The sequence below is a fragment of the Thermomonospora catenispora genome (assembly GCF_006363815.1).
Taxonomy (GTDB): domain Bacteria; phylum Actinomycetota; class Actinomycetes; order Streptosporangiales; family Streptosporangiaceae; genus Thermomonospora; species Thermomonospora catenispora.
Genome location: NZ_RRYT01000003.1, coordinates 106,375 through 133,330, shown reverse-complemented (window position 1 = coordinate 133,330; position 26,956 = coordinate 106,375). Strand labels below are relative to the sequence as shown.

At 72.4% G+C, this 26,956-nt stretch carries 30 protein-coding genes; 7 read left to right on the top strand and 23 right to left on the bottom strand.

Going from position 1 to position 26,956, the window contains the following annotated elements:
* Positions 1-319: 319 nt before the first annotated feature.
* The gene (locus EIO00_RS04030) at positions 320-1,288 is read left to right on the top strand and encodes a trypsin-like serine peptidase (RefSeq protein WP_140175537.1); all 969 of its coding nucleotides are present in this window, start codon (positions 320-322) and stop codon (positions 1,286-1,288) included.
* 92 nt (positions 1,289-1,380) lie between these two features.
* Here the strand turns inward: EIO00_RS04030 and EIO00_RS04025 are convergent, their stop codons facing one another.
* Both EIO00_RS04025 and EIO00_RS04020 read right to left on the bottom strand, forming a co-directional pair.
* Positions 1,381-1,569 carry a DUF397 domain-containing protein gene (locus EIO00_RS04025; RefSeq protein ID WP_140175536.1) on the bottom strand — a complete coding sequence of 63 codons (189 nt, stop codon included), beginning with the start codon at positions 1,567-1,569 and terminating at the stop codon, positions 1,381-1,383.
* Complete coding sequence (locus tag EIO00_RS04020) at positions 1,570-2,415, bottom strand: helix-turn-helix domain-containing protein (protein ID WP_140175535.1); 846 nt, start codon at positions 2,413-2,415, stop codon at positions 1,570-1,572. It lies immediately after the preceding gene.
* A gap of 250 nt (positions 2,416-2,665) precedes the next feature.
* Between EIO00_RS04020 and EIO00_RS04015 the strand changes: the two genes are divergently transcribed.
* Positions 2,666-3,214, top strand: a complete 549-nt coding sequence (locus EIO00_RS04015) for a hypothetical protein (RefSeq protein ID WP_161602642.1) — start codon at positions 2,666-2,668, stop codon at positions 3,212-3,214.
* Positions 3,211-3,474 carry a hypothetical protein gene (locus EIO00_RS04010; protein WP_140175533.1) on the top strand — a complete coding sequence of 88 codons (264 nt, stop codon included), beginning with the start codon at positions 3,211-3,213 and terminating at the stop codon, positions 3,472-3,474. Before EIO00_RS04015 ends, EIO00_RS04010 begins: the two co-directional genes overlap by 4 nt.
* A gap of 211 nt (positions 3,475-3,685) precedes the next feature.
* Here the strand turns inward: EIO00_RS04010 and EIO00_RS04005 are convergent, their stop codons facing one another.
* The 11 genes from EIO00_RS04005 to EIO00_RS03955 form a co-directional block, all read right to left on the bottom strand.
* Positions 3,686-5,518, bottom strand: a complete 1,833-nt coding sequence (locus EIO00_RS04005; protein WP_140175532.1) for an acyl-CoA dehydrogenase — start codon at positions 5,516-5,518, stop codon at positions 3,686-3,688.
* A gap of 181 nt (positions 5,519-5,699) precedes the next feature.
* Entirely contained in the window at positions 5,700-6,071 is a 372-nt protein-coding gene (locus EIO00_RS04000; protein WP_241661098.1) for a gas vesicle protein K, read from the bottom strand.
* On the bottom strand, positions 6,064-6,387 hold the full coding sequence (locus EIO00_RS24990) for a gas vesicle protein (RefSeq protein ID WP_241661097.1): 324 nt from the start codon (positions 6,385-6,387) through the stop codon (positions 6,064-6,066). Before EIO00_RS24990 ends, EIO00_RS04000 begins: the two co-directional genes overlap by 8 nt.
* 64 nt (positions 6,388-6,451) lie before the next feature.
* Complete coding sequence (locus EIO00_RS03990) at positions 6,452-7,261, bottom strand: GvpL/GvpF family gas vesicle protein (RefSeq protein WP_140175531.1); 810 nt, start codon at positions 7,259-7,261, stop codon at positions 6,452-6,454.
* Positions 7,254-7,682 carry a gas vesicle protein gene (locus EIO00_RS03985; RefSeq protein ID WP_140175530.1) on the bottom strand — a complete coding sequence of 143 codons (429 nt, stop codon included), beginning with the start codon at positions 7,680-7,682 and terminating at the stop codon, positions 7,254-7,256. Before EIO00_RS03985 ends, EIO00_RS03990 begins: the two co-directional genes overlap by 8 nt.
* Positions 7,679-8,008 carry a gas vesicle protein GvpO gene (gene gvpO, locus EIO00_RS03980; RefSeq protein WP_140175529.1) on the bottom strand — a complete coding sequence of 110 codons (330 nt, stop codon included), beginning with the start codon at positions 8,006-8,008 and terminating at the stop codon, positions 7,679-7,681. Before gvpO ends, EIO00_RS03985 begins: the two co-directional genes overlap by 4 nt.
* A gap of 28 nt (positions 8,009-8,036) precedes the next feature.
* On the bottom strand, positions 8,037-8,279 hold the full coding sequence (locus EIO00_RS03975) for a gas vesicle protein GvpG (protein ID WP_140175528.1): 243 nt from the start codon (positions 8,277-8,279) through the stop codon (positions 8,037-8,039).
* Positions 8,280-8,292: 13 nt separating this feature from the next.
* Entirely contained in the window at positions 8,293-9,060 is a 768-nt protein-coding gene (locus EIO00_RS03970) for a GvpL/GvpF family gas vesicle protein (RefSeq protein ID WP_140175527.1), read from the bottom strand.
* Position 9,061: 1 nt separating this feature from the next.
* A complete protein-coding gene (gene gvpJ / locus EIO00_RS25980; RefSeq protein ID WP_140175526.1) occupies positions 9,062-9,538 on the bottom strand; it encodes a gas vesicle protein GvpJ in 477 nt (158 codons plus the stop codon).
* The gene (locus EIO00_RS03960) at positions 9,535-10,989 is read right to left on the bottom strand and encodes an SRPBCC family protein (RefSeq protein ID WP_206664025.1); all 1,455 of its coding nucleotides are present in this window, start codon (positions 10,987-10,989) and stop codon (positions 9,535-9,537) included. The genes gvpJ and EIO00_RS03960 overlap by 4 nt, the downstream gene beginning before the upstream one ends.
* Positions 10,986-11,609, bottom strand: a complete 624-nt coding sequence (locus tag EIO00_RS03955; protein ID WP_140175525.1) for a hypothetical protein — start codon at positions 11,607-11,609, stop codon at positions 10,986-10,988. Before EIO00_RS03955 ends, EIO00_RS03960 begins: the two co-directional genes overlap by 4 nt.
* A gap of 501 nt (positions 11,610-12,110) precedes the next feature.
* Between EIO00_RS03955 and EIO00_RS03950 the strand changes: the two genes are divergently transcribed.
* Both EIO00_RS03950 and EIO00_RS03945 read left to right on the top strand, forming a co-directional pair.
* Entirely contained in the window at positions 12,111-12,899 is a 789-nt protein-coding gene (locus EIO00_RS03950; protein WP_140175524.1) for a sporulation protein, read from the top strand.
* A gap of 258 nt (positions 12,900-13,157) precedes the next feature.
* Entirely contained in the window at positions 13,158-13,928 is a 771-nt protein-coding gene (locus EIO00_RS03945; protein WP_140175523.1) for an SDR family oxidoreductase, read from the top strand.
* An 18-nt stretch (positions 13,929-13,946) separates the two neighbouring features.
* Here EIO00_RS03945 and EIO00_RS03940 read toward each other — a convergent pair whose 3' ends face one another.
* The 8 genes from EIO00_RS03940 to EIO00_RS03905 form a co-directional block, all read right to left on the bottom strand.
* Entirely contained in the window at positions 13,947-14,513 is a 567-nt protein-coding gene (locus EIO00_RS03940; protein WP_140175522.1) for a rhomboid family intramembrane serine protease, read from the bottom strand.
* A gap of 175 nt (positions 14,514-14,688) precedes the next feature.
* Positions 14,689-15,645: a hypothetical protein gene (locus EIO00_RS03935; protein WP_140175521.1), complete on the bottom strand. Its 957-nt coding sequence runs from the start codon at positions 15,643-15,645 to the stop codon at positions 14,689-14,691.
* Entirely contained in the window at positions 15,642-17,783 is a 2,142-nt protein-coding gene (locus EIO00_RS03930) for a PP2C family serine/threonine-protein phosphatase (RefSeq protein WP_140175520.1), read from the bottom strand. The genes EIO00_RS03935 and EIO00_RS03930 overlap by 4 nt, the downstream gene beginning before the upstream one ends.
* A 40-nt stretch (positions 17,784-17,823) precedes the next feature.
* Positions 17,824-18,492, bottom strand: coding sequence for a vWA domain-containing protein (locus EIO00_RS03925; protein WP_140175519.1), 669 nt, complete (start codon positions 18,490-18,492; stop codon positions 17,824-17,826).
* Positions 18,493-18,501: 9 nt separating this feature from the next.
* The gene (locus EIO00_RS03920) at positions 18,502-18,978 is read right to left on the bottom strand and encodes a hypothetical protein (protein ID WP_140175518.1); all 477 of its coding nucleotides are present in this window, start codon (positions 18,976-18,978) and stop codon (positions 18,502-18,504) included.
* Positions 18,966-20,297 (bottom strand): hypothetical protein, encoded by a 1,332-nt coding sequence (locus EIO00_RS03915; protein WP_140175517.1) that lies wholly within the window; start codon positions 20,295-20,297, stop codon positions 18,966-18,968. Before EIO00_RS03915 ends, EIO00_RS03920 begins: the two co-directional genes overlap by 13 nt.
* Positions 20,298-20,497: 200 nt before the next feature.
* Complete coding sequence (locus tag EIO00_RS03910) at positions 20,498-20,794, bottom strand: WhiB family transcriptional regulator (protein WP_140175516.1); 297 nt, start codon at positions 20,792-20,794, stop codon at positions 20,498-20,500.
* On the bottom strand, positions 20,788-21,132 hold the full coding sequence (locus EIO00_RS03905) for a hypothetical protein (RefSeq protein WP_140175515.1): 345 nt from the start codon (positions 21,130-21,132) through the stop codon (positions 20,788-20,790). The genes EIO00_RS03910 and EIO00_RS03905 overlap by 7 nt, the downstream gene beginning before the upstream one ends.
* Before the next feature lie 134 nt (positions 21,133-21,266).
* On the opposite strand from EIO00_RS03905, the gene EIO00_RS03900 reads away from it, so the two are divergent.
* The gene (locus EIO00_RS03900) at positions 21,267-21,743 is read left to right on the top strand and encodes a GNAT family N-acetyltransferase (protein WP_140175664.1); all 477 of its coding nucleotides are present in this window, start codon (positions 21,267-21,269) and stop codon (positions 21,741-21,743) included.
* 559 nt (positions 21,744-22,302) lie between these two features.
* Positions 22,303-23,841 carry a CYTH and CHAD domain-containing protein gene (locus EIO00_RS03895; protein ID WP_140175514.1) on the top strand — a complete coding sequence of 513 codons (1,539 nt, stop codon included), beginning with the start codon at positions 22,303-22,305 and terminating at the stop codon, positions 23,839-23,841.
* Positions 23,842-23,848: 7 nt separating this feature from the next.
* On the opposite strand, the gene EIO00_RS03890 is transcribed toward EIO00_RS03895, so the two are convergent.
* Positions 23,849-24,778, bottom strand: coding sequence for an NUDIX hydrolase (locus tag EIO00_RS03890; RefSeq protein ID WP_140175513.1), 930 nt, complete (start codon positions 24,776-24,778; stop codon positions 23,849-23,851).
* Complete coding sequence (locus EIO00_RS03885; protein WP_175596118.1) at positions 24,771-26,876, bottom strand: RNA degradosome polyphosphate kinase; 2,106 nt, start codon at positions 26,874-26,876, stop codon at positions 24,771-24,773. The genes EIO00_RS03890 and EIO00_RS03885 overlap by 8 nt, the downstream gene beginning before the upstream one ends.
* Positions 26,877-26,956 lie beyond the last annotated feature (80 nt).

Sequence of the window (26,956 nt, the reverse complement as noted above, 5' to 3'; positions counted from 1 at the left end):
CCCGGCCGTGACGACGACGGGGCGACACCCGGCCGCGACGGGCGGAACGGGCCGCCTGCGCACGGTCCGCGACGACGACGCCCACTGCGACCGCGGCCCGATCCGACGCGCCGCCGGAAAACCGGCCCTGACCATCGCCGTCGGGGACACCGCCCGTCACGAGCCGGCGTTGACGAGCACGCCCTTACACAAAAGCCCACATCATTCAAGGGCACATTTTCTGTGACATAACACACCTCTATCTACAGATCGCACTATGGACGACAAAAGGGGCAAAGGGTAGTTTCCGGGCCAGGTTTCCCTCCAGAAAGAGGTGACCATGGCATCGACTCCCCGCAGGCGCGCCCTCCTCGCCCTGAGCGCCGCCGCCCTGGCCGCTCCGCTGCTGGCCCAGGCCCCCGCCCACGCCCGACCCGTCGCCGCCCCCGACCCCGTCGCCCGCGCCCAGGCCACCAGCGCCGCCCTCGAGCAGAAGGTGAGGGCGTTCTGGACGCGCGAGCGGATGCTCTCGGCCACCCCGATGGAACGGCTGCTGAACCCCACGTCCGCCCAGCGCCGCACGCTCAGCCGGGCCCAGGGACCCGGCCTGGTCGCCCCGCTGGCGTTCCCGTACGGCGGCGGCACCTGGACCGGCGGCGGCCAGGTGGTCCGCACCACCGGGCGGGTGTTCTTCACCTACCAGGGCCGCACCGCCTCCTGCTCGGGCAGCGCGGTGATCAGCCAGAACAGAAGCACCGTCATCACCGCGGGCCACTGCGTCAAGCTGGACGGGGCCTGGCACACCAACTGGGTGTTCGTGCCGGGCTACGACAACGGCAACGCCCCCTACGGCACGTGGACCGCCCGGCAGACGCTGGCCACCGCGCAGTGGGCGGCCTCGGAGAACATCACCTACGACGTGGGCGCCGCCGTGCTCAACCCGCTGAACGGCCAGTACCTCACCGATGTCGTGGGCGGCCAGGCGATCGGGTTCAACCAGTCGCGGACGCAGCCGATGTACGCGTTCGGCTACCCGGCCGCGGCCCCCTACGACGGCTCCACGCTGACCTACTGCAGCGGCACGACCTCCTCCAGCCTGCTGTACGGGTCGATCGGCCTGGTGTGCGACATGACCGGCGGCTCCAGCGGCGGCCCGTGGTTCAGCGGCTTCGACGAGTCCACCGGCACCGGCACGCTCAACTCGGTCAACAGCTACCGGCTGAACTTCCCGCTGCTCGACCGCTACATGTACGGCCCCTACTTCGGTTCCGAGGCCCAGGCCCTCTACCAGCAGGCGCAAACCGCCTGATCCTCGCCACCCCCAGGGACCGGCGCGGTGTGCGCCGGTCCCTTGTTCTCACCGGCCGGAGGCGGCCGAGGCCGCATGCGAGGCCGGCGAGATCAGCCCCGCCGAGCCGCCGCCAGCAGAGCGACCAGCCCGGCACGCGTCACACGAAGAACGGGCCCCTCAGGATCCTTCGAATCACGAACACCGACGACCCCACCGAGATCGGCCAGCTCGACGCAGTCGTCACCGCCGCCGCTGGAGTAGCTGGACTTGCGCCACTGCGAGCGGGGAGCCTTGCTCATTCACATCTCCTTCGCGATGGTGCGGATGAGACCCGCCGAGTCCTTCTCATCGAGGGCGGCATCGGCGACCCGTTCAAACATCACCGTACAAGCTCGCACCTCGGTGACGTTCTCTTCATATCTCCCACCTGCGACCGTTTCCATGTAGGCGACAGACAAGTCGACCAACGAGTCGAACTCGAACAGCACGAGACCACCGGTCCCGATCGACGGATAGTGACCCCGTTCGATCGGCACGACCCTCAACGAGATGTTCGGACGTTCGACGGCAGCCAACAAGGTGCGCAACTGCGCACGCATCACGTCACGGCCGCCGACAGGGCGGCGAAGCACTTCTTCGGCGAGCACGCACTCCAGCCGGGGCGGATTCTCGCGGGCGAGCATCGTACGACGGGTCATACGAGCCTGGACCCGCCGATCGATCTCTTCAGTCGGCAGGTCGGGAAAGTGCCCGCGGATGAGCGTCCGAGCGTAGTCCTCCGTCTGGAGCAGCCCGGGCACAAGCTGAGGCTGCCATGTACGAATGCGGGAAGCGGCGTACTCCAGCTCGGCGTAGGAGCCGGCCAGCACGTCCGAGAAGGAGGTCCACCAGCCTCGCTGCCGAACGTCACGGGCGAGCTTCAGCAACGCCAGCCGTAGCGGCTCCGCCGGACCGTAGGCGTCGAGGATGCGCTCGACATCACTGACGGAGGGAAGCTGGCTGGCCGTCTCGATCTTGACCAGTTTGGGACGTGACCAGCCGAGCAGCCCGGCCGCCTGCTCGGGGTTGAGGCCAGCCGCCTCGCGCAGCCTGCGCAGCTCACTGGCGAGCTTACGTTGCCGGGCGGTTGGTCCTTGCTTCGTCATGCCGGGATGCTCCCATGCATCGCCTCAACCAAAGGTAACCATTCCGCTACAGAAACCATACCTGTTTCGAACTAGTTCTTGCGCAGCGGAACTAGTTCCGACATGGTGAAGGGCAGACGCACCGATCCTCCTGCCCCGAGGACCGTTCATGGTGCGCCTGCCCCTACACAGCAACCGGTCCCGGCGGCGTTGGCGCGCCGTGAGTCCGGGACCCGAGCCAGAACGGAGGTCTGGCTTGTCCAGCATCGTAATGCCACCCGCGTGGCCGCTCCCCCGAACCGCTGAGCCCGAGCAGATCGAGTTCCAGCTCGACTGGCTGCGCACCGAGTATCCGCACGCGGGCTGCTGGTACGCCGAAAAGTGCGGCACCTGGATGGCGGCTCCCGCCGGCGCGACCCGGCTCATCGAGGCCTCCACCGCCGTGGCGCTGGCCGCCCGGCTGGCCGAGCACTATCACCGCTGCTCCGAGCGCCCGCAGTCCTCCGCCGTTCCCCGCCCGGCACGACGCAGCACCTTGATCCGCGCCGGTGAGCTCAGCATGTCCGTGCCGCAAGGATCGACGCTCCACGGGGACAGAAGGAAAGCGCCGGGGCGACACATCCTGAACGGACACGGGAACGCGGCACGGCTGACACAGGCCCCGGCGTCCGGCACCGTCTCGCCCGACGTTCCGCTCTCCGCCCCACCGCCGGAACCGGCCACGAGCGCACGGCGATCCCGTGATCGACGCACCGTCCTGGGAGCGTTCTGGAGCGGGATGCGGCATCGGCTGGGGCTCGCCGTGGGAGCCGCCGCATGATGGCCACGGACGACGAACGTCACCGCGCTCTTCACACGCTCGCCGCCGCTCTTCGCGGACAGGGCTATCACGTCACCGTCCACCGGTGGCATCTGGTCGCCGAGAGCTCCGAGGGCCGCAGCGCCGAGGTCTGGGTGCAGGGACGTCCTTGCGACAACGGGCGGTTGTGGTTCACCGGTCCCGGCGGCATGCCCCTCTGCGAAGCCGAGCAGACGGCGAACGCCGTGGCGGCGGTCAAGGGCGCACTGTGCCGGGAGTAGACGGCCGCATCCGGCGCAGGGCTCCGCGGGCATGCGAAACGGCCCCCGCCGTTGTGCGGCGGGGGCCGTCATCGACCCGTCCGCGGGAGACGGACGCCAACGGCGGACTCTGGGGAGACGGTGGTCCCAGGGTCCGCAGACCGGCCGGAGGGCCGTCGGCGTCGCCGCGGCCCTCCGGCCGCCCTCTGCAAGAGGGGGTCTTGGGGACCGGTCAGAAGGCCGCTTCGGGCAGCTCCATGAGGTCCAGGGTGGTGCTCTCGGCGGCCGCGCGGTCGGCGGCGAGGCGCGGCAGCACGTTGGCGCAGAAGAACTGGGCCGCGGCGACCTTGCCGGTGTAGAAGTCGCGGTCGGCGTCGGAGACCTCGCCGGCCAGCTTGGTCAGGGCGACCTCGGCCTGGCGGCACAGCAGCCAGCCGACCACCAGGTCGCCGAGGGCCAGCAGCAGGCGGGTGGTGTTGAGTCCGACCTTGTAGATCTCCTTGGGGTTCTCCATCGAGGAGAGCGCCCACCCGACCATGGTGTTGACGATGGCCTCGACGTTCTCCAGGGCCTGGCCGAGCAGCGCCCGCTCGTTCTTGAGCCGGCCGTTGCCCGCCTCGGCGGCCACGAACTCCTTGATCTCGCCGGCGAGGTGCTTGAGGGCCTCGCCGTTGTCCCGCAGGATCTTGCGGAAGAACAGGTCCTGGCCCTGGATGGCGGTGGTGCCCTCGTAGAGGGTGTCGATCTTGGAGTCCCGGACGTACTGCTCGATCGGGTAGTCCTGCAGGAAGCCCGAGCCGCCGAGGGTCTGCAGGGACTCCGAGCCCAGCAGCGCGTAGGCCCGCTCGGAGCCGAAGCCCTTGACGATCGGCAGCAGCAGGTCGTTCATCTTGTCGGCCAGCTTGTCCTCGCGGCCCTCGAACTGCGCGATCCGCACCTGGTCCTGGAAGGTGGCGGTGTAGAGGACCAGCGCCCGCATGCCCTCGGCGTAGGCCTTCTGGGTCATCAGGCTGCGCCGGACGTCGGGGTGGTGGGTGATGGTGACCCGCGGCGCCGTCTTGTCGGTCATCTGGGTCATGTCGGCGCCCTGCACCCGCTGCTTGGCGTACTCCAGCGCGTTGAGGTAGCCGGTGGAGAGGGTGGCGATGGCCTTGGTGCCGACCATCATGCGGGCGTACTCGATGATGAGGAACATCTGCTTGATGCCCTCGTGCACGTCGCCGACCAGGTAGCCGATCGCCGGGTGCTTCTCGCCGAAGGTGAGCTCGCAGGTCGTGGAGACCTTGATGCCCATCTTCTTCTCGAGGTTGGTGACGTAGACGCCGTTGCGCTCGCCCAGCTCGCCGGTCTCCAGGTCGACCAGGTACTTGGGCACCAGGAACATCGACAGGCCCTTGGTCCCGGGGCCGGCGCCCTCGGGGCGCGCCAGCACCAGGTGGAAGATGTTCTCGGACATGTCGTGCTCGGCCGAGGTGATGAAGCGCTTGACGCCCTCGATGTGCCAGGTGCCGTCCGGCTGCTGGATCGCCTTGGTGCGGCCGGCGCCCACGTCGGAGCCGGCGTCCGGCTCGGTCAGCACCATGGTGGCGCCCCACTTGCGCTCCAGCGCCAGCTCGGCGAAGCGCTTCTGCTCGGGGGTGCCGATCTGCCACAGGATGTGGGCGAAGCCGGGGCCGGAGGAGAACATGTAGATCGGCGGGTTGGCGCCCAGGATCTCCTCGGCCACCGCCCAGACGAGGGACCGCGGGGCACCGGTGCCGCCCAGCTCGGGGGGCAGGTCCAGGCGGTACCACTCGGCGTCCATGTACGCCTGGTAGCTCTTCTTGAAGCCCTCCGGCATGGTGACCGCGCCGGTCTCCGGGTCGAACGTGGGCGGGTTGCGGTCGCCCTCTTCGAAGGAGTCAGCGATCACGCCGGTCGCCAGCCGGTCGACCTCCTCCAGGATGCTGCGGACGGTCTCCTCGTCCAGGTCCGCGTACGGCCCCTTGCCGAGCAGCTCCTGACGGTTGAACACCTCGAAGAGGTTGAACTCCAAGTCACGGAGGTTGCTCTTGTAGTGCCCCATGGATACCTCGCCAGGTCCGGTGTGTGGGCCGGCGGCCGGCCAACTACCAGTCAGTAACTGACCTCATGCTACCCGCTGGTAACCAGGACACAAGCCACCAATCGAACCCGGTTCAGCGCAGGTCGCCTCACCTGCAAGGAAGCGAAAAGTCCTGTTTCGGGGAGTGTGCGGGGATCGCGGGTCAGTCCCGCGGCGGCAACAAGGTGCCCAGCGGACCCAGATCGAGATTGAGGTCACTCGGAGACAGGCCGAACCGCTCGCACAGCTCCTCCATGGCCTCCTCCAGCCGCATCAGGGTCGTGCCGATCGCCTCGACCTGCTCGTCGGTCAGATCGCCCCGCTCGAACCGGCGGATGCACTGCCGCTCCACCAGCTGGCGGACCAGCTCGACCACGGTGAGCACCAGCCGGGTCAGATCACGCTGGACGTTCTCCGGATCGGTCTCGATGCGCCGGCCCCCGACCCGCGGCGCATCCCGCTCCGCCGGAGCGGCGCGGCCCACCCGCACGCCGTCCCGGCACCGGACGTCGTCGTCGCGCGGCGGCTCAGGCACGGCCGATCGGCTCCCCGTCCTCGCCCACCGAGGCGATCAGCACCCGCAGCGAGATCCGCACCAGATCGACGTCGGCGATGGACAGCGTCAGATCCCCCTGCACCACGACCCCGCCGGCCAGCAGCCGGTCCAGCAGATCGACCAGCGTCGCCCGCTCGGCGGTCATCCGCCCCCCGACCGGCGGGTCGTCGTCGTAGGCGTATCCGGCCGGCGGCGCCGACCGCCCCGGCGCGTACTCCGACGAGTACCCCGATGAGGGGTTCGATGAGCAGTCCGCGGAGCGTTCGACGTGCGCCGCGGCGCGTTCGACCGTCATGGTCCCCACATCCGTCGTGGCGGGTCGCGGAGCGCCGCCCCGCCGTTCATCGCTCGCCCGGCCGTCACCACGGCCCCTCCGCATCCGGTCCGCCGGACTCCACGGCGGTGAAGGAGTAGGGGGCCCAGGGGCCGGTGAGCTCGACCTCGATCCGCGGGGCGGTCAAGGCTCCGGCGGCGGCGGCGAACTCCCCGCCCCTCTCCTCGTCGACCAGATAGGCGGCGTTGAGCACCATCCACTCGCTGCGGCCGGACAGCTGGGGATCCTGGGGTCGGTGCATCCGCCGGGCCACCGCGAGGGCCGACAGCGTCCGGTCGACGTGCTCGGCGTGCGCCGCCGCCCGCCGCCAGGCCTCCTCACGGGTGCGCAGCCCGGTGCGGCGGCGTTCCAGATAGGCCGCCCCGGAGCGGCCGCCCGCCGCGGTCGTCGCGGGCCGGGAACGGGCGGGAGCCGCGGCGGCCTGCGGATCGGCGTAGACCTTGACCCCCCACTCCTGCCGCCCGGTCACCATGTCGAGCGTCTCGGCGAACGCCGCACCGCCCCGTTCCAGCAGGTCGTGCACCTGCGCATCGCCCCGGTAGACGGTCACCAGCCGCACCGGCGCGGTGGTGGCGCGCCGGGCCACGGCGTCGACCACGCGGTGATGGGCGCGGGCGGCGGCCTCCAGCCAGCCCAGGTCCTCCAGGTTGCGCCGCAGCGTCTCCTCGCCGAACTCCGCCAGCGGCACCGTGCCGACGACGCCGACCAGGCCCTCATGCGTCACCGTCCGCACGGGCTCCCCGGCGACCCCGGTCAGGCCCTCCGTCAGGCCCTCCGCCGAGCCCTCCCCGGGGCCCTTGGCGATGGCGTACAGGTAGGTGCCGGTCTCAGTCACGGTCCCTCCGATCGGCCCGGCGCCCGGGGGCCGGCTCCCCTTCCTGCTCCCCCTCCGGCTCCTGTCGCGGGGCCCGGAGCTCCCGCCGGGACGGTTCCCCCTCCTCCAGGGCCTCCAGCCGGGTGCGCAGCCGCCGGTTCTCCTCCTCCAGCTCGCGCTGCCGTCCGCTCAGCCAGGGGTCGTGCTCCCACCAGTCGATCCCCAGCTCCTTGGCCGTCTCCACGGACACGATCAGCAGCCGCAGCTTGATGGTCAGCAGCTCGATGTCGAGCAGGTTCACCCGGATGTCGCCCGCGATGACGATGCCCTTGTCGAGCACCCGCTCCAGGATGTCGCCGAGATTGGCGGGCTGGCGGTCGGCGCGGCCGCCGCCGTAGGAGGAGACGATGGACCCTTGCTGCGGCGGTCGGCCCGGCATCATCGCTCCTCCCCTGAGGGACCCCTGCCGCGCCGGTAGCGCTGCGTCCTGCGATACGCCACCAGCGCGCCGTCGGTGTCCAGCTCGATCTCATAGATCGCCAGCACGTCGGAGGAGGACGGGACATGGCGGTCCTCCAGCGTCTCCACCTCGACGACCCAGCCGTCCTCGACCGGCTCCACCGAGACGACCCCCTCAGGGGTCTTGGCGATGACGTCGGCGACCTGCCGCACGGCGGCCTTGGCGGCCTCCACCACCGACAGGTCCGCGTTCCGCGCCGCCTCCTCGTGCTCTTCGCGCCCGCCGGTGCGGGCCTCCTCGGTGCGCACATCTCCCCCGATCAGTGCGTTCGCGGTGTCAGCGAGGCGAGGCGGGCGGCTCGCCGAGCGCCTCGGCGAGGATCTCCTGCATCGCCCGTTCCTCCTCCTCGGCGGAGATCCGGCCGGCCGCACGGGCCTGCTCCAGCTCCTCCAGCCGGGCGCGGATCGCCGACGGATGGCCGGTCTCCCGTTCGGCCTCCTCCTGCAGGATCTCTGCGATCTTGAGCACTCCCTGGAGGGGCAGGAACGGCAGCCTCCAGGGCAGCGACAGCAGGTTCATCCGCTTCCCCTCCTCATCCCGGCGTCACGACGAAGTCCCAGGGCGCGAGCGGGCCCAGCAGCCGCAGCTCGACGCGATCCGCCCAGGCGCGGACGGCCGTCGCCGCCGCCTCCTCCAGCTCCGGACGCCGCGCGTCCTCCACCAGGAGGGCGACGTGCACGGCGTCCAGATGGTGAGTGGGATCCCGCACCGCGCTCGCGACGCAGCAGGGGGACAGCTCCCGGACCAGCCGCTCGGTGACGGCCCGCCGCCGGGCCTCGATCTCCCGGTGGATCAGCTCGCCGAGCCGCACCCGGTCCCGGTGGGTCTCCGTCTCCGGCCGGCCGTGGATCCGCTCGCGCAGCCGGGCCGCCTCGGCGTTCTCCCGGACCACCTCGCCCAGCACCGTGCGCTCGTCGAAGCGGCCCTTGAGCACGTACTCCACCCGGCCCTCCAGGTTCGCCAACGCCTCGGCGAACCCCTGCCGGTTGGGCGCCAGCAGATCCTCTGCCACCGCCTGCGCGGTCGTCATGACCGCGCCGAACCGCAACGGCAGCACGGGCGCGTCGACGGCGGCGTCGTCCAGCAGCCGCTGGTGGGCCAGCAGATCGTCGGGGCGGCCGAGCCGGGTGCCCGGGTCGATCTCGCTGACCAGGGCGGCGACGTCGCCGTGCCGGACGACCTGCACCCGGCGGCCGTCCACGCCGCGCACGTCGGCGGCGGTCTCCACGTCCGCGGGAACGATGCCGTACACGTACCAGGCGGAGTCCGTCCGGCCCGTCTCCCGCTGATCGGTCGTCATCTCAGTCCTTCCGGGGCCGGTCCGGTGCGGGGCGGCGCCCGCGGCGGGGAACGGCCTCGGCCTCCTCGCGGGGGCCCGCCTCGTGGGCCGCGTCGGGAACGGATCCGGCCTTCTCGCCGGAGGCGGCCTCGTCGTCGGCCTCGGCGTCGACCGGGGCAGCCTGCAGGGCCCGCCGGTCGGAGTCCTCCGCCTCGCCCGAGCGTTCGCCGGGCAGCGGTCCGCCCACCAGGTCGCCCACGCCGGGTTTCTCGTGCTCGGTGAGGTCCAGCCGGTCGGTCGCCTCCGCGAACTGCAGATAGGTCTCCACGCTCGCCACGACGACGCGGGCGTCCACCGTCAGCAGCTGGATGCCGAGCAGGGAGACGCTGACATAGGCGTCGATCACCAGGCCCTTGTCGAGGATGGTGTCGATGACGTCGGCGAGCCCGCCGGCGGACGACCCGCCGCCTCCGCCCGCGGGTTGGACGGCCGTGGTCATTGCTCGGTCCTTCTTCCTCGGCGGGTGCGCCGCTCATCGGAGGACGCGGCCGGCTGCGCGCCGCGCCGGACGACCGGACGCCGCGCCCTGCGGGGCTTCGGCTCGGGCTCCTCGCGGGCGGGGCGGGAGGGACGCTCCGCGGGCTCGCCCTCCTCCGGCTCGGGCCCCTCGGGGGCCGTCTCGCCGGCGGCTTCGGGCTCGCCGGTCTCCTCGACCGGTTCGGGCCCGTCTTCACCGTCCTCCTCGTCGGCCTCCTCGTCGACGGCCTCCGGTTCGCCTTCGTCGGCCTCCTCGTCGACGGGCTCGGACGCGCCTTCGCCGGTCTCCTCTTCGGCGACCCCGGCCTCCCCGTCGACGTCCGAAGGCCGGTGTTCTTCGGCCTCCTCCTCGACGGCCTCGGGCTCCTCCCGGTCTTCTGCGCGGCCTTCCTCACGCAGCGCGGTCTCGTGATCCTTGACCACCTCGCCGTCGCGGATCTCGCCCCGCCAGCCCTCGGTCTCCTCCGGGTGCAGGAGCGTCCTGGTCATCACATGCCGCTGGAAGTGCTTGAGCTCCAGCCTCGCCCGTCGGCCCTGGGCCCGCCACAGATTGCCGGTGCGCTCGAAGAAGCCCTGCGGGTGGTACTCCAGCACCACGACGATGCGGGTCAGCTCGGGGCCCAGCTCGTGGAAGGTCACCGCGCCGTCGACATAGCCCTTGGGACCTTTGGAGCGCCAGACGATGTGCCGGTCGGGGATCTGCTCGACGATCGTGGACTCCCACTCTCGATGGGACCAGAAGACCTGCGCCTTCCAGGTGAGCCGCTCGTCGTCGCCCTGCTCGACGCTCTCGACCTTCTTGGTGAAGTTCGGCCACTGCTGGAACGAGGTCCACTGGTCGTAGGCCAGCCGGACCGGGACGCCGACGTCGACGGTCTCGACGATGTTGGTGACCTTGAGCTTGCCGCCCTTGCCCTTGCCGCGTCCGGTCACCGCCTTGAGCGCGCCGCCGACCGCGCCCTGCACCGCGCCGCCGAGCGCGCCCTTGACCACGCCGCCGTCGTCCTCGGCGCGGTCGTCGCCCGTGGCGCCGCCGGCCACGGTGCTTTTCAGCGTGCCGCCGAGCGCGCCCAGCCCGGAGCCGAGCAGCGACCGCATCCGGGAGCCCTTCCCGTCACCGGTCTTGCCCCCGGCTCCGGTCAGGGCGGCCAGCAGTCCCGGCCCGCCGCCCTTCGCGGCGTAGTCGGTCAGCCGGTCCGTCGCGTCGTCGATCTTGCCGATCACCGAGTCCAACGCCCGCGTCCCCAGCGCGCCGACCAGATCCTGCAGTTCCGTCACCAGCCGGTCGGTGGGCAGCTCGTCGGCGAATCGACCGACCGGCGTCTTGCGGGCGGTCCGCTGTGCGGACTCGGTGCCCTGCTGCGCGGAGTCGGCGGCCCGTCGCGCGGAGCCGGTGAGGGTCTTGTGCGTCATTCCGCTCGCCTCCGTGTCCGGCTGCCTGCGACGCGCCCGGCCAGACCGCCGGTCCGGCGTCCCCGGACCGGCCGATCGGTCACCAGCTCCGCCGCGTCCTCGGCGGCGTCCTCGACCGTGCCGCGACGCCGGCGCAACGGGCGGGTCCCGGCGTCGCGGGCCGCCGAAGCCTCCTCCGCGGGCCCCTCCTCGCGGTCCCGCTCCTTCGCGGCGTCCCGCCGGTCCCCGCGGGCCCGCCGCGGTCCCTCCGCGCGGGGCTCCTCGTCGCGGGGCTCTTCATCGGGGGGCCCGTCCGCGCCCTCCTCGGGTTCGGTCTCGGCGAGCAGCAGGTCGGTCCGCTCGTGCAGGCGGTCGTTCAGGTCCTCGAGCCGGCTGCTGAGCGCGGCCATGGCGGCGGCGCGGCCGGCCTCGGTCAGCCGGCCCCAGGCGGTCTGGGCGAGCTCCTTGGTCTCCGGCGAGGATCCCAGCATCCGGGCGCCCTGGGCGGTCAGCTCCTTGGCGTTCCCGGGCAGTTTGCGGGACGCCCCGACGCCGGCGAGGGCCAACGCCCAGCGCAGCTTGCGGGTCCGCCCCAGGAGGTAGCCGGCGCCCACGGCGATGATCAACTGTGCCTTGTTCACGATCCCCCCTCGCGGCGCGGACGCACGGTGCGGATCGATCGCCGTCCTCCACGGCGTTCAAGGTCACAGAGGATGCGCGGGGGATCCGGATGTGTCCGTGTCGATACCCTTACGGACCAATATGTCCGTGATATCCACAAGCAGGGGCGCTCTACCCGAATCGCCGGTCAGGAAACCGTCGTCCCAGGCCAAAAGAGGGACAAGCGGCGACGACCGGCCGCCAGCGAGGGAGGCCGGTCCCCGCCGGCGGCCCGCCCACGGACCGCTCACCGGCGACCGGGCCGGACCGGCGCTCCCGGGCGCGCCGGCGCATCCGTGACGCTCTCGTCACCGCCCGTCTCTTTCGAGAGCGCACCCGGTGCGCCACGATGTGGACTTCCAGCGGGTGAGCCGCGAGACCCGCGGGAACGCGCGGATCGTCCCGTGCGCCTAACAGACGTACGACTTCGAGCGGCGACCGAGCACGGGAGGTCGGCGCAACGACCTCAGGAGGGTGATCACGTGGTCTTCAAAAAGCTGTTGAAGGCGCTGGGCGTCGGAGGACCGTCCGTCGAGACCGTGCTGCACAACCCCAACACCCGGCCCGGTGAGACCATCACCGGCGAGGTGCACATCATGGGGGGCGAGCACGACTCCGACATCAAGTACCTGTCGGTCGCGCTCAAGAGCCGTGTCGAGGTCGAGTCCGGCGACAGCGAGTACACGACCGACATGGAGTACGCCAAGGTCCGGCTCACCGAGAACTTCATGCTGCCGAAGGGCGCCCGGCACACCCTGCCCTTCAGCATGCAGATCCCCTGGGAGGCGCCGCTCACCCACATGTACGGCCACCCGCTGCACGGCACCACCGTCGGCGTGGCCACCGAGCTGGAGGTCGCCCGTGCGGTCGACGCCACCGACCTCGACCCGATCGCGGTGCACCCGCTGCCCGCGCAGGAGCGCATCCTGGCGGCGTTCGGCAACATCGGCTTCCAGTTCCGCAGCGCCGACTGCGAGCGCGGCCGGATCTGGGGCGTGAACCAGCAGCTGCCCTTCTACCAGGAGATCGAGTTCTACCCGCCGCCGCGGTACATCAACGGCATCAAGGAGCTGGAGGTCACCTTCGTCGCCGGCCCCAGCTCCATGGAGGTGGTGCTGGAGCTGTCCAAGCGCCGCGGTCTGCTGACCGAGGGCCACGACGCGTTCGCCAGCTTCACCGTGGACTACGCCACCTGCGCGAACGTCGACTGGGAGCAGCAGATCACCCAGTACCTGGACCAGGCCGCACGCCGCAGGGGCCTGTTCTTCTGAGCCTCGCCTTTCGAGCCCTTTCGTTCCGTCGACGCCGCCGCGGACATCCCCGAGAGGTCGCGGCGGCGTCGCGCGTTCCGGTGTCGGTCCGATGCCGGGCGTTCCGGTGCGATGCGCCCGGCATCGGGCTCGCGGCCGGGCGTCCGTCCGCCCTCGGAGCCGGTCATCGGGGCCGGCCGCCCCGGGGCGCGGGCGCCCGCGCCGGAATCGGCCCGTCGGGGCCCGCCCGATGCCGGATGATCGGCGACAATGGCGGACATGGGGACGTACCTGATCACCGGGGCGACGGGCGGCATCGGTGCGGCGCTGGCGGAGATGCTGGCCGACCAGGGACACGATCTGGTGCTGGTGGGGCGCTCGCCGGAGCGGCTGGCCGAGGTCGCCTCGGCGCTGCGCAGCGGCGCGCACGCCCGCACCCAGGTCCTCGTCCGCGGCGACGCCGGCGCCCCGCAGCCGGTGGCCGGGCAGCGCGGCACCGTGCAGACCGTGGTGCTGGACCTGTCCGAGCCGCGCCGGCTGGAGGCCGCGCTGGCCGCCGCCCGTCTGCCCGACCGGCTGGACGGGGTCGTGCACAGCGCGGGCGTGGTCGATCTGGGGACGGTCGCCGAGCTCACCGCCGACCAGTGGATCGAGCAGCTCATGGTCAACCTGGTGTCCGCCGCCGAGCTGACCCGGCTGCTGCTGCCCGCACTGCGCGCCGCCGAGGGGCATGTGGTCTTCGTCAACTCCGGCTCCGGGTTGCGCGCCAACCCCGGCTGGTCCGCGTACGCGGCCGCCAAGCACGGTCTGCGGGCGCTGGCGGACTCGCTGCGCGCCGAGGAGCCCGCACTGCGGGTGACCAGCGTCTACCCGGGCCGCACCGCCACCGAGATGCAGCGCAAGGTGCGGACCCAGGAGGGCCGCCCCTACGACCCGGACGAGTTCGCCGATCCCGCCACGGTGGCGCGGGTGATCGTGGGGGCGCTGCAGACGCCGCGCGACGCCGCCGTCACGGACGTGTCGGTGCGTCCCGCCCGGCGCGGCTCCTGATCGCGGCCCCCGAGGCTCCTAGTACAGCTCCGGGCGGCGGCGCAGCACGAAGGAGGCGTACACCCCGCCGATCAGCCCGAACAGGTGGCCCTGCCAGGAGATCATGGTGTCGGTCGGGATGATCCCGTAGATCAGCCCGCCGTAGACCAGCACGACGCCCAGCGCGATCACCAGGTCCAGCAGGCTGCGCTCGAACACCCCGCGGCCCAGCAGATAGCCGAAGAACCCGAAGATCAGGATGCTGCTGCCCAGGGTGTCCACGGTCGGGGACCCGGTGAACCACACCCCCAGCCCGCCGACCACGATGATGATCAGGCTGGCCAGCAGGAACCGCCCGATCCCGCGCGCCGCCGCGAGGAACCCCAGCACCAGGAACGGCATGGTGTTGGCCAGCAGATGCTCGAATCCTCCGTGCAGGAACGGCGCGGTGAAGATCTCCGGCAGCTCGTAGGGGTCCCAGGCGCGAATGCCGTACTGGTCCAGCGCCCCGCCCAGCGCGTAGTCGAAAACCTCCAGCACCCACATTCCCGCGGTCACCGCGCCGATCAGCAGGGCCGCCGAGACCGCCCTGGTCGCGTGCGTCATCAGCCCTTCCGACCGACCCCGTCGCTGCGGAACCACGGGATAACCCATCTCGCCGCCTCCGTCAGACCTCCCTGGGCAATGGCGTCGCCATGACAACGCCGCACCACCGCAAATGGTGCCCGACATATCCGATCTCACACCGTATGCCCATGTCTGCGGGAATGGCCTGATGCGGTCATCGTCGGTCGGGCGGTCGCAGCCGAATGGTCGGCCGTCGTATCGGCCCTCCGCCGAGGGGGGCCTTGGGCAGATCGGGCGGGGTGCGCACGGGCGGCAGCGGAGGCAGCTCGATCGTCCCCCGCTCGTCCAGCGCCCTGACCCACTGGGCGGCGTCGGGCCTGAGCCCGCGCGGCCGGGCGGCCTCGGCGAACCTGGCGGCGACCTCCGCCTTCACCCGCTCGGGAAGCCCCGGCACGAACACCGGCTCCTCCCCCGGCCGCAGATCCGGGCTCTTGCACAGCACCCGGGTCACCAGCAGGGCGAGCTTGTAGCGGTCGGTGTCCAGATCGGGGCCGGTCGACGGCTGCTGCGGATCGGTCCAGTCGGGGGTCTGCGGCTGCGGCAGCACCGGCCGCTCGCCCACCCGCCGGATCGCGTCGCAGTCCAGCAGATAGACCGCCGGCGGCGACGGCGACCACAGCAGGTTCCGCATCGACACGTCCCCCACCACCAGCCGATGGGAGTGCAACAGCAGGAACAGCGACGCGGCCCGCCGGGCGATCTCCAGCCGCCCCGGCCCGTCCAGCGGGGTGATGTCCCCCCACAAGGGCTTGGGGTCGTACAGCAGATACTGCAGCTCCCGCAGCGCCGGCCCTTTGGCGCGCCGTCCCCAGAACGGCGCGGGCACCCTGGGCATGAGGAACCCCGTGACCCGGCCGCCGTCCACCACCCGGGCCAGCGGCCAGGCCGCCTGCGCCAGCAGCAGATCCCGCTCATGCGACGGCATCCCCCCGGGGACCCGCACCAGCCGGGCCAGGGCGTCCCCGTTCACCGTCGGGACCAGGTACTCCTTGTAGACGTAGTCCGCCCACGGCCCGCGCAGCTCGTGCACCGCCCCCTGCCCGCCCCGGCCGAGACTGTCCCCCACCTCCAGGTCGCCCAGCCGCAGGTCCGATCCGTCGAGCAGGCTCATCGGCGCCCCCACACGCACACGGCGGTGCGGTCGTCGCCATAGGACCTGGCCCGGAACCCGAGCTGCCAGCCGAACTCCAGCGCCGTCGGCGCCGGTCCGCTCCACCAGCGGGCCAGCCGGTCCTTCACCTCCGCGTTCCGCATGGGCCCGGTGAGCCCGTCGGTGCACAGCACCAAGACGTCGTCGGCGCCGACGGTCTCCACGGCGACCTGAACCCGACCGACGCCGGTGGGCAGCGCGGCGGTGACGAAGTCGGCGATCTCCCCCTCGTCGCGGGCGTCGTCGAACACCTCCCCGAACTCGCCCCGGCGCAGCAGATACGCCGTGCTGTCGCCGACCCGCACCACGAAGCACCGGCGCGGGGTCTGCGGCGAGGACGCACCGGTCAGCTCGACGGCGGCCGCGACCAGGGTGGTCGACAGGTCGGCGGGCCGCAGCCGCTCGCGTTCGGCCCGGTCGGTCATCGCCGCGGCGACCCGCTCGACGATCCGCCGCCCCAGCTCATCGGGGTCGCCCTCGACGAGCACCTCGTCGGCGTGCGCGGCGACCTGATCGCGAAGCAGCCGGCAGGCCCACGCCGCCCCCAGATGCGACAGTGGGCGGCTGCCGACCCCGTCGGCGACGGCCGCCACCAGCAGATCCGGCCGGCCCTCCCGGCGCACCGTCCACAGGCCCAGCGAGTCCTGCCGGGGCTTGCCGGTGTAGCGGTGGTCGTCGCCGCGCAACGAGGCCGCCCGGACCGCCAGCCCTTCGAACTCCGCCAGATCCAGCACGGTGTCCGGCACCGCCTGCTCCACCTGAGGCAGCCCGCGCGCCTCCCCGGCCCGGGGGTGCACCTTTCCGAACGTCACCGGCGCGGGGAAGGGCGTCTCGCTCTCCGGCGCGGGATCGTCCCGGTGCCGGGTGAGCTTGATCCTGGGCCGCTGGGGGCGGGTCCTCCGCCCGGCGGGCGGAGACGCGGCGTCCGTTGCCGGCTCCGCCTGCCGCGCGGACCGCTCGGCCCCGGTCCCGGTGTCGGGCGCGGCGTCGGCCCCGGTGTCCGCCGGGGCGTCGGCCGCGGCGTCGGCGGTGGCGCCGGAACGCTCGGGAGGCCGGGCCTCCTGCCGGTGCGACCCGCCCGCGGGCGGGGACTGCACCGCGCGCACCATCGCCTCCAGGTCGTCCTCCTGCTCGCCTTCCCGTCCGTCCGCATGTCCTCCTTCCCGCCCCTCATGCCGCGACCGGTCGCCGTCCGGCACATCCCCTATGGCGGGGTCCTGTGACCGGGGGCGGGGGCGGTCCTCGGCCTGCGCGGCCTGCGCGGGCTGCGCGGGCTGTGCGGGCTGCGCGGGCTGCGCGGGCTGCGCGTCCTGCGCGGGCTGCGCCGGGTGCGCGTCCGATGCGGACCGCTCCGGCCGTGCGGCTTCGCGGGCGCCGGCGGGCGGATCGATCCGCGTGGGGTCGGCCGGCGCCTCCGGCCGCCGGACGTCCTGCACCTGCCGGGAGGCGTCGGTCGGTCCGGCCCCGGGCGCGGTGCTCCCGGCGTCCTCCGCCGGCCGGACCTCAGTGGGCTGCGGTTGCGGATAGGGCTGGTAGCCGTGGTAGGCGACGGGGTTCCCGGCGGGCGGCCGAGGGCCGTCGGGACGTCCCCCGGGCGGAGGCGAGGCGTAGGCCTCCTCGGGGGGCGTCCACTGCACGGCGGGCTGAACGCCGTAGGGGGAGGGGTCGTAGGGCGGTGGTGCGGGGGCGTACCACTGCTGAGGCGCCCCGTGCGGATGCCCGGGCGGGGCCGCCGACGCGTCCTGCGGGTAGGCCGGGCCGGGCGGCGGGGCGGGCGGCCCGTACGGCTGCGGCGGGTACTGCCCCGGCGGCTGATGCCCCGATCGGGGCGCCGGTGAGGGGTGCTGCTCGCCCCAATGCGGAGGGGGCGTGCCGCCGGAACGGGACGGATGGACCGGCGTCCACTCGCCGGCGGGCTGAGACTGCGCGGGCGGCGTACCGGATCGAGGCGGTGGCGCCGCCGCATGCGGATCGGTGGCGTACTGCGGCCGATACCCCGCGGCGTCGCGGGGCGGCGGGGCGGCGGGCTCGTCGCGGCGGGGGTGTTCGGGCCGCTGCTCGGGCCGGTCCTCGGGGGTCGGGTCGTCGAATGCGCGCACGGCGTTCCCTCTCGGTCTGGGGTCGATCACCGGGCGGGGGTCACACCGGGTCGGCGGGGACGGTGGTGAAGCCGGGGACCTTGTCCGGCATGGCCAGGCTCATGCCGCCCCCGGCGTCGGCGGAGGTGCCGGAGTTGATCACCGACTGGATCAGGGACTGGGCGAACTCCTGCAAGGCCTGGGCGGGGCCCAGGGAGCCGTCGGCGAGGAAGCCGCGCACGGTGGCGACCTGCTGGATGGTGTCGACGTTCACCCCGCCGAAGCCGAACGCCAGGATGTTCGGCCGGGGCTTCCAGGAGGGGTCGGTGAGGCGCTGGTAGGCGCTCACCCAGTCGTCGTCGGTGGGCTGCCCGTCGGTGAGGAAGAACACCGCCGGCCGCAGCACCTGGTGGCCGGCCGCCTTGAGGGCGGCGACGTCCCTCTCGATCGTGTCGCGCAGCAGGGTGAACGCCGCGGTGTAGGAGGTGCTCCCCGAGGCCGCCATGGCGGGCATCGAGGTCACCTCGCTCAGGTCCGACAGCGGCAGCAGCACCTGCGCGGTGCTGGAGAAGCTGATCAGGCAGAACCGGGTCTTGTCGGCGACGACCGGGTTGCCGCCGATCTCCTGGTGGATCTCGGGCAGCGACTTGTTGATCGCGTCGATGGGGGCGCCGTCCATCGAGTAGGACTCGTCGCACACCAGGTAGAAGGGGAGGACCTGCTGGCTCATGGAAGTCTCCTAGTGGTCGTAGAAGAGGTAGATGTTCAGCAGCACCGCTCCGCCGGAGGCTCCGAGGAGCTGGAAGTCGCGGGTGGCGACGTCGCCGAAGAGCAGGTCGTCGGCGCGGGGCAGGAGCTTGTTGACGTCGTTGGCGAAGCTCTCGCCGCCGCTGTGCTGGGCGCCGAAGGTCAGCACGATGCCGGCGCGGCGGCCCGCCAGCCGGGGGCCTTGGGCGCGGATCGCCCGGCGGATCGCCTCGACCGCGGACTCCTCGCCGCGTGCGGCGGCGTCCGGGTCGACGTTCAGGCTGACCTGGACGTACCGGCGTTCCAAAGCGGGCGGCCGGCTGGGGGTCGGGGACGGCGTGGAGGAGGCGCGCGGACGCGGCGGCGGCTCCTGGGTGCCGAGCACCACGATGGAGAAGGCCAGCAGCAGGTCCGCCAGCAGCCAGCCGGCGAGGGCGATCGTCGGCAGCCGGGACCTCACCACGGCCACCGCTTCCGCCTGCCGGTCCGGGCGATCTGGTCGCTCAGCCCCTCCACCGCTGTGCGCAGCGCGGCCAGTTCGGCGGCGACCTGCCGGGCGTGTCCCTCCGGCAGCCCGGCGAGCAGCGCCCCGACCTCGGTGTTGAGCCGTTCGGCCGCCCCGGTGAGGTCGGCGGCGATCCGCGTCGAGGTGTCGGTCATGGTGCGCTCCAGGCGCTCGGCGGCCTGGCCGGCGTGGTCCTCGAGGCGGTCGACGGCGGCGGGCAGCTCGCCCAGGGACTGCACGGTGCGGCGCAGGAGCTCCTCGATGCCCCCGGCGACCGCGGCCAGATGGTCGGTCGCGGTCTCGTGCCGGTGGGAGTAGATGGCGCCTTCGGTGCGCCAGTCCTCCAGCGCCGTGCGGATGTCCTCGCCGCTGCGCTCCAGGGCGGCGGCGATCGCGGCGGCGTGCTCCCGCTGCCCGTCGGTGAGGGCGGTGCGCAGCCGGTGGACGGCGTCCTCGAGCGCCTTGCGGATCCGTTCGCCGTCGTCGGCGGCGGCGCGGACGGCGTCCCCGCTGCTGTTGACCGTGTCGGCGAGCCGATTCACCCGTTCGACGACCTGGTTCACCAGCCGCAGGCTCTCGGCGGCCTCGCGCTCCACGGTGCGCACCTGGTCGGCGACCTTGCCCAGCTCCCGGGAGGCGTCGGTCAGGTGCGCCGCGCTGCGCCGCAGCTGGGCGGCGTCGGTCAGCCGGAGCCGGCTCAGCTCCAGGTCGACGTCGGTGAGCGCGGCGGTGAGCCGGCTCATCAACGCGGTGCGCTCCCGCCTGTCCCGTCCCTCCTCGCGGCGCCGCCACAGCGTGTGCCCGGCCGAGAGGGCCATCAGCAGCACGATGGCCAGCACCGTCCACCAGGCGATCCGGTCGAAGTAGAGCCAGGCGGGCAGCCGGCCGTGGAAGCCGGTCTGCCACTGCTCGAGGAAGGACTTGCCGGCCAGGGCGGTGTCCCCGCGGCTCATCCGGTACGCGGCGGTGGCCCTGAACAGGCCGAACCAGGTGATCAGGATCGGAATGAAGATCACCAGGCCGGACGCCAGGTCCAGGACCGCGCCGGCGCGGGTCCGTCGGACGCCGTGCGCGGCGGGACCGATCGTCTCCTCGCGCGCGAACGCCGCGTACAGGTCGATCTGGGCCCAGCGGTCCAGATCGCGGCCGGCGTCCAGGTCATCGGCGAGGCGCCGCAGGTGCCGCTCGCGCGCCGACAGCCGCGGATGTGCGGCGAGAGCACGAAGCTCCCTGACTATTTCCGACATTTCCGGCGCATCGACCACCGGATCGATCTTCGTCAACGGACCGTCCACACATTCGACACGGCGCACATTATTCACACCACGCGTGCGCATCCGGGCCATGTGGACGATATCGGCGGCCGAACGCCCGGAATATGTAGTTTTACCTACCCGGCCAGAAAATCATCTCCGACTCCATTGCCGCGATGCCGGTTCAGCGAATCATCACTTTCAAGACGCCGGGTCCGTGATGTCTCTTTTCAGGCGGCGGTGGCGGCGCGGCCGGAACGAGAGGCGGCGCGACGGCGCTCGCGGAGCTCCCGGCGGAGGTAGCGGCGCTCCTCGGGGGTGGTGCCGCCCCAGATCCCGTCGGGCTCGCCGGCGCGCAGCGCCCAGTCCAGGCACTCGGCCCGCACCGGGCACTGGGCGCAGATGAACTTGGCCTCCCGGACCTGCTCGACCATCACCGGCACCGAGTAGTTGATCGGATAGAACAGCTCGGGGTCGGCACCGCGGCAGATGGCGTCGTCGGTCCAGTGCTTGTCCGGGTTCAGCATGTTCTCTCCAGGTCGAACAGCGCCGCCAGCACGGGCGGCTCGAGGTGGGCCTCCCTCACCCGATCCAGCAGCAGGGAGTCGGCCAGCCGATGCAGCGCGTCGGCGACGGTCTCCAGTGCGCCACGGTCCAGGGAGCTGCGACCGGCCAGTCGGGCCAGCTCGGCGTCGATCACCGCGGCGCAGCGCTCGCGCAGCGCGCCGACGGGCCCGCCGCCCGGCTGCTCGCCGCCGCGAGGGTCGACGGACGCCGGGTCGGTGTGGAGACGGCGGTCCTCCGCCGCGCCGGGCCGGGAGAACGGCGCGGGCACGGCACGGTGCAGGTCGGCGAGGGCGACCATGACGGCGGCCTCCAGGGGATCCGGGGTGGGATGCTGGACCCAACGTAGTACTACAGGCCGTAGTACTACAAGCGAGGGTAACTTATCGGTCCTACCGTGCGGATACCCTGAGCCTCGTGACTCGTGATCAAAAGGTGACCTTCCGCGAGGCTGTCCGGGAGGATGTGCCCGCGATCGTCCGCTTGCTGGCCGACGATCCGCTCGGCAGTACCCGCGAGTCCCCCGGCGACGAGCTGCCGGAGGCCTACTGGAGGGCCTTCGAGGCGATCGACGCCGACCCCAACAACTCCATCATCGTCGCCGAGATCGACGGCGAGATCGCCGGAACCCTCCAGCTCACCTACATCCCCGGCCTGACCTACACCGGCGGCGAGCGAGCCCAGATCGAAGGCGTCCGCGTCGCCTCCGAATACCGCGGCCGCGGCGTCGGTCAGGCCCTCATCCAATGGGTCATCGAACAGGCCCGTGCCCGCGGCTGCCGCGTGGTCCAGCTCACCACCGACCGCCAGCGTCCGAACGCCATCCGGTTCTACCAGAAGATGGGCTTCCGCCCCAGCCACATGGGGATGAAGTACCACCTGATCGAGTACCCGGACCCGACCGACTCCTGATCGACACCTGATCGATTCCCGATCGACGCCTGATCGACACCGGTCGGCGCCGAACGCCCCAGGGTCCGCGGGGTCGCCCGCCCGCCCCGCGGCGCCCCGCCCGGGGGCGATGCGGACCGATCCGCCCGCCGACGCCTGCGAGGCCGCACGGCCGGCCCGGGGCGCGCACCCGGTGCAGGCCGCGCAAGCCGCGCAGGCCGCGCAGGCCGTGCAGGGCGGGCCGGGGAGCGATCTCGGTCACAGGATCCCGCCGTACCGGATGCGCCGGACGGCGCGCCGTCCGCGGCGCGACGGGCGGGACAAGGACGGGCGAACGGGCGGGAGGACGACCCGGGCATCGCCCTGAACGCCGCACCGATCAGGTCCCTCACACGCCTCCCCGAAGCCGCGCCGGCGGGCCGCCGCCTCACCGCCGCCTTGTCATCCCCGCTCACCCTGAACCGGCCTTTTCACCGTCCCGGGCCTCAACGCCGTTTACCGGGACGTGTAATGCTGGTCACGGGGGCGTCATCTCCGATTCACCCGCCCGCCAGGGACGTCGACATCGAGGAGAGCATGCGTGGCCGACCCGAAAAGCCAGCTTGAGGTAGAACGCAAATACGACGCCGACGACGACTTCACAATGCCGGACCTGTCCGGTCTTCCCGGGGTCGCGTCGGTGAGCGAACCCCGCACGCATGTGCTCATGGCGACCTACTTCGACACCGACGACCACCGGCTGGCCGCCCGCGGCATCACCCTGCGGCGACGACGCGGCGGCGAGGACGCCGGCTGGCATCTGAAGATCCCGGTGGGCCCCGACAGCAAGCGGGAGCTGCGCGCCTCGCTCGGTCGCCCCACGATCGTCCCGGCGCGGCTGGCCTCGCTGGTCGCCGCGCAGACCCGCGGGGCGCCGCTGCGCCCGGTGGCGACGCTGGAGACCGAACGGACCGTCGTGGATCTGCTGGACGCCGACGGCCGGGTGCTCGCCGAGGTCACCGACGACGTGGTGGTCGGCCGCCTGGTCGACCCGGCGGCGGCCGAGGGCGCCGAGCCGCCGGCGACCGGGTGGCGGGAGATCGAGGTCGAGCTGGGCCCCGCCGGAGAGCCCGGCCTGCTCAAGGCCGCCGGCAAGCTGCTGAAGAAGGCCGGCGCCCGCAAGGCCGACGGCTCGGCCAAGCTGAGCCGGGTGCTGGCGCCGGTGATGACGGTGCCGTTCAACGGCGGCCGGCCCCGGCCCGCGGCGGCGCCCCCGCACACGGCGGGCGCGGCCGTGCTCGGCTATCTGGCCCGGCAGGTGGAGGCGGTGCTGGAGTTCGACCCCAAGGCGCGGCTGGCCGAGTTCGACGCGGTGCACCGGATGCGGGTGGCGACCCGCCGGATCCGCAGCGCCCTGAAGAGCTTCGCCCCCGTGCTGGACGCCGAGCGCATCGCGGCGCTGGAGCCGGAGCTGCGGTGGCTGGCCGCGGTGCTGGGCGAGGTCCGCGACCTGGAGGTGCTGCGGATGCGGTTCACCGACCGGCTCGCCCGGCCGCTGGGATTCGACGTCGCCGAGCCCCAGTCCTGGCTGGAAGAGCTGGCCAAACGGGAGAAGTCCGCCTACCGCCGGCTGAACGCCCACCTCAAGACCGACCGGTACTTCGCGCTGCTGGACGCCCTCGACGCCCTGCTCACCGATCCACCGCTGGGCGAGCGCGCCGACCGCGCCGCCGTCAAGGAGCTGCCCCGGCTGGTCGGGCGCCAGTGGCGGCGGATGGCCAAGAAGCACGCCGCGATCGCCGTCGCCGACGATCCCGAAGAGGCCCGGCACGACCTCCGCAAGGCCGCCAAACGCGTCCGGTACGCCGCCGAGCTGGCCGCCGCCGCGCTCGCCGACCTCGATCCCGCCCGCGCCGAGGCGGCCCGGCGCACCGCCGCCGACGCCAAACGCCTGCAGGAGGTCCTCGGCGGCCACCAGGACGGCGTGATCGCCATGGAGTGGCTCAAAGGCGCCGCCGCCGAACGCGGCGTCCCTCCCCGGGAGGCGTTCGTGCTCGGCGTCCTCTACGGCGTCGAACGCTGCGAGGCCCTGGAGTCCCTGTCCCATCTGGAGGAGACCTGGCGGCGGATCTCCTCCTGAGGCCTCCTCACGCCGCCGATCGGCGCGGGTCGGCGAAGTGGCGCTCCAGGGCGGCGAGCGAGGTCCGGCCGGTGAGCCGATCGTCGCCCAGATGCGCCACCCAGAACCCTCCCTTGCGCAACGACGGGTCCTCGGGGACCTTCTCCCCGTACCGGCGGCACAGCTCGACCACCAGGTCGGGGACGAACTCGCCGTGCGTGCACACCACCAGCGGCCCGTCGGTCGCCTCGACCAGCTCCACCATCCGGGCGCAGGCCCGCTCGGGATCGCTCCGGCCGACCGTGAACGCCGGCTCGGCGACCGGCCCGACCCCCGTCCGCAGCGCGAACGGCAGCAGCGTCTCCAGGCAGCGGGCGGTCAGCGAACTGTGCAGCCGGGCGGGGCCGAACGCCCCCAGCAGCCGGGCCAGCAGCTGCGCGTCGCGGCGTCCCCGCTCGTCCAGCGGACGCAGCGCGTCCAGATCGCGCCACCGGCTCTTGTCCCCCGCCGCGGCGTGCCGCAGCACCACCACCGGCCGGGTCCGCAGCGGCCCGGCGGCGAACTCGTGCAGCAGATCCACGTCCCGCTCATAGGTCAACAGCCGCGCGGCGGCCTCGACCGTCCGCCACTGCAGCCGATCGACCTCGCTGCCGGGCCGGAACGCGGTGCCGCCCACGGCGACGGCGCTCCAGTAGTCGACCCGTTTGGGCCGCCCGTCCTTGAGGTAGGCGGTGGCGGGCAGCCGGCGGCCCAGCCGCACCGCCATCCCGGTCTCCTCCTCGACCTCGCGCAGCACCGCCTGCAGCACGTGCTCGCCGCGGTCGAGCTTGCCCTTGGGGAAGGACCAGTCGTCGTACGCGGGCCGGTGCACCAGCGCGACCTCGGGGCCGGCCGGGCCCTCGCGCCACACCACCGCGCCCGCCGCCCGGATCACCGACCCGCCGGATGAATCACCCATCCACCGTCCTCCACCGCCTGGTCTTCATCAGATGCCGCTGGATGTCCCGCAGCGGCTCGCCCCGGGAGCCCGGCTCGCCGGTCCCGGCGTACTGGTGCCGGGTCCACTCGCCGTCCGGCCCCAGCCACCAGCTGGCGGTGCCCTCGTCCATGGCCAGGTCCAGCAGCCGGACCAGCTCGGCGCGGTGCGCCTTGTCGGTGACCCGCACCAGCGCCTCCACCCGCCGGTCCAGATTGCGGTGCATCAGGTCGGCGCTGCCGATCCACACCTCCGGCTCGCCGCCGTCCTCGAACGCGAACACCCGGGAGTGCTCCAGGAACCGGCCCAGCACGCTGCGCACCCGGATGTTGTCGCTCAGCCCCGGCACCCCCGGCCGCAGCGCGCAGATCCCGCGCACCCAGATGTCCACCGGCACCCCGGCCCGCGACGCCTGGTACAGCGCGTCGATGATCACCTCGTCGACCAGTCCGTTGCACTTGATCCGGATGTGCGCGGGCCGGCCCGCCCGGTGGTGGTCGATCTCCCGTTCGATCCGCATCACCAGCCCGGACCGCAGGCTGCGCGGAGCCACCAGCAGCCGGTTGTAGGAGGTCTGCCGGGAGTAGCCGGTCAGGTGGTTGAACAGGGTGCTGACGTCCTCGCCCACCTCCGGATCGGCGGTCAGCAGGCCCAGGTCCTCGTACTGGCGGGCGGTCTTGGGGTTGTAGTTGCCGGTGCCGATGTGGCAGTAGCGGCGCAGGGTCCCGTCCGGGTCCTGCCGCACCACCAGCGACAGCTTGCAGTGCGTCTTGAGACCGACGAACCCGTACACCACATGGCAGCCGGCCTGTTCCAGCTTGCGCGCCCACTCGATGTTGGCGCGCTCGTCGAACCGGGCCTTCAGCTCCACCACCACGACGACCTGCTTGCCCGCCTCGGCCGCGTCGATGAGCGCGTCCACGATGGGCGAGTCGCCACTGGTGCGGTAGAGGGTCTGCTTGATGGCCAGCACATGCGGGTCGGCGGCGGCGTCCTCGATCAGCCGCTGCACGGTGGTGGTGAACGAGTCGTAGGGGTGGTGGATCAGCACCTCCCGTTCCCGGATGGCGGCGAAGATGTCCGCGTCGATCGGCACCGCCTCCTTGGACGGCACGAACGGCGGGTACTTCAGCTCCGGCCGGTCCAGGTCGGCGATGGCGTGCAGCCCGCCCAGGTGCAGCGGCCCGCGGATCTTGTAGATCTGCCGTTCGTCGACGCCCAGCTCCTCGGTGAGCATCTCCAGCACCTCGGGGGAGATGGTCTCCTCCACCTCCAGCCGCACCACCGGGCCGAACCGGCGGCGCAGCAGCTCCCGTTCCAGCGCCTGCAGCAGACCCTCGCTGATGTCCTCGTCGATCTCCAGGTCCTGGTTGCGGGTGACCCGGAAGACGTGGTGCTCGACCACCTCCATGCCGACGAACAGCTGCCCCAGATGGGCGGCGATCACGTCCTCCAGCGGGGTGAACCGGTCCGGGGACGCCTCGATGAAGCGCGGCAGCAGCGGCGGGACCTTGACCCGGGCGAACATGCTGGCCTCGGTGTCGGGATCGCGGACGATCACCGCCAGGTTCAGGGACCGGCCGCTGATGTAGGGGAAGGGGTGCGCCGAGTCCACCGCCAGCGGGGTGAGCACCGGGTAGATCTCCTCGCGGAACAGCCGGTGCAGCCGTTCCTGCTCGGTCCGCGACAGCTCCTCCCAGCGCAGGATCTGGATGCCCTCGGCGGCCAGAGCGGGCAGGATCTGCTCGTGGAAGACGGCGGCGTGCCGCTGCATCAGCTCGCCGGCCACCTCGGCGGTGCGCTCCAGCACCTCGCGGGGGCGCCGGCCGCTGGCCGACTTGACCGCCAGCCCGGTGGCCATCCGGCGGGCCAGCCCGGCCACCCGCACCATGAAGAACTCGTCCAGGTTGGTGGCGAAGATCGCCAGGAAGCGCACCCGTTCCAGCAGCGGCAGCGTCGGATCCTCGGCCAGTTCCAGGACGCGTTGGTTGAACCGGAGCCAGCTCTCCTCCCGATCGAGGTAGCGGCCTTCCGGCAGCCCTTCTCCCCAAGAGAGCGTTTGTCCTGGATTGACGCCCATGCTCATCATCATCCCCGACCCACGTGAAGCCACGCCCAGGTCAAATGAACACCATGTGAACGACCGATACCCTGCCTTTC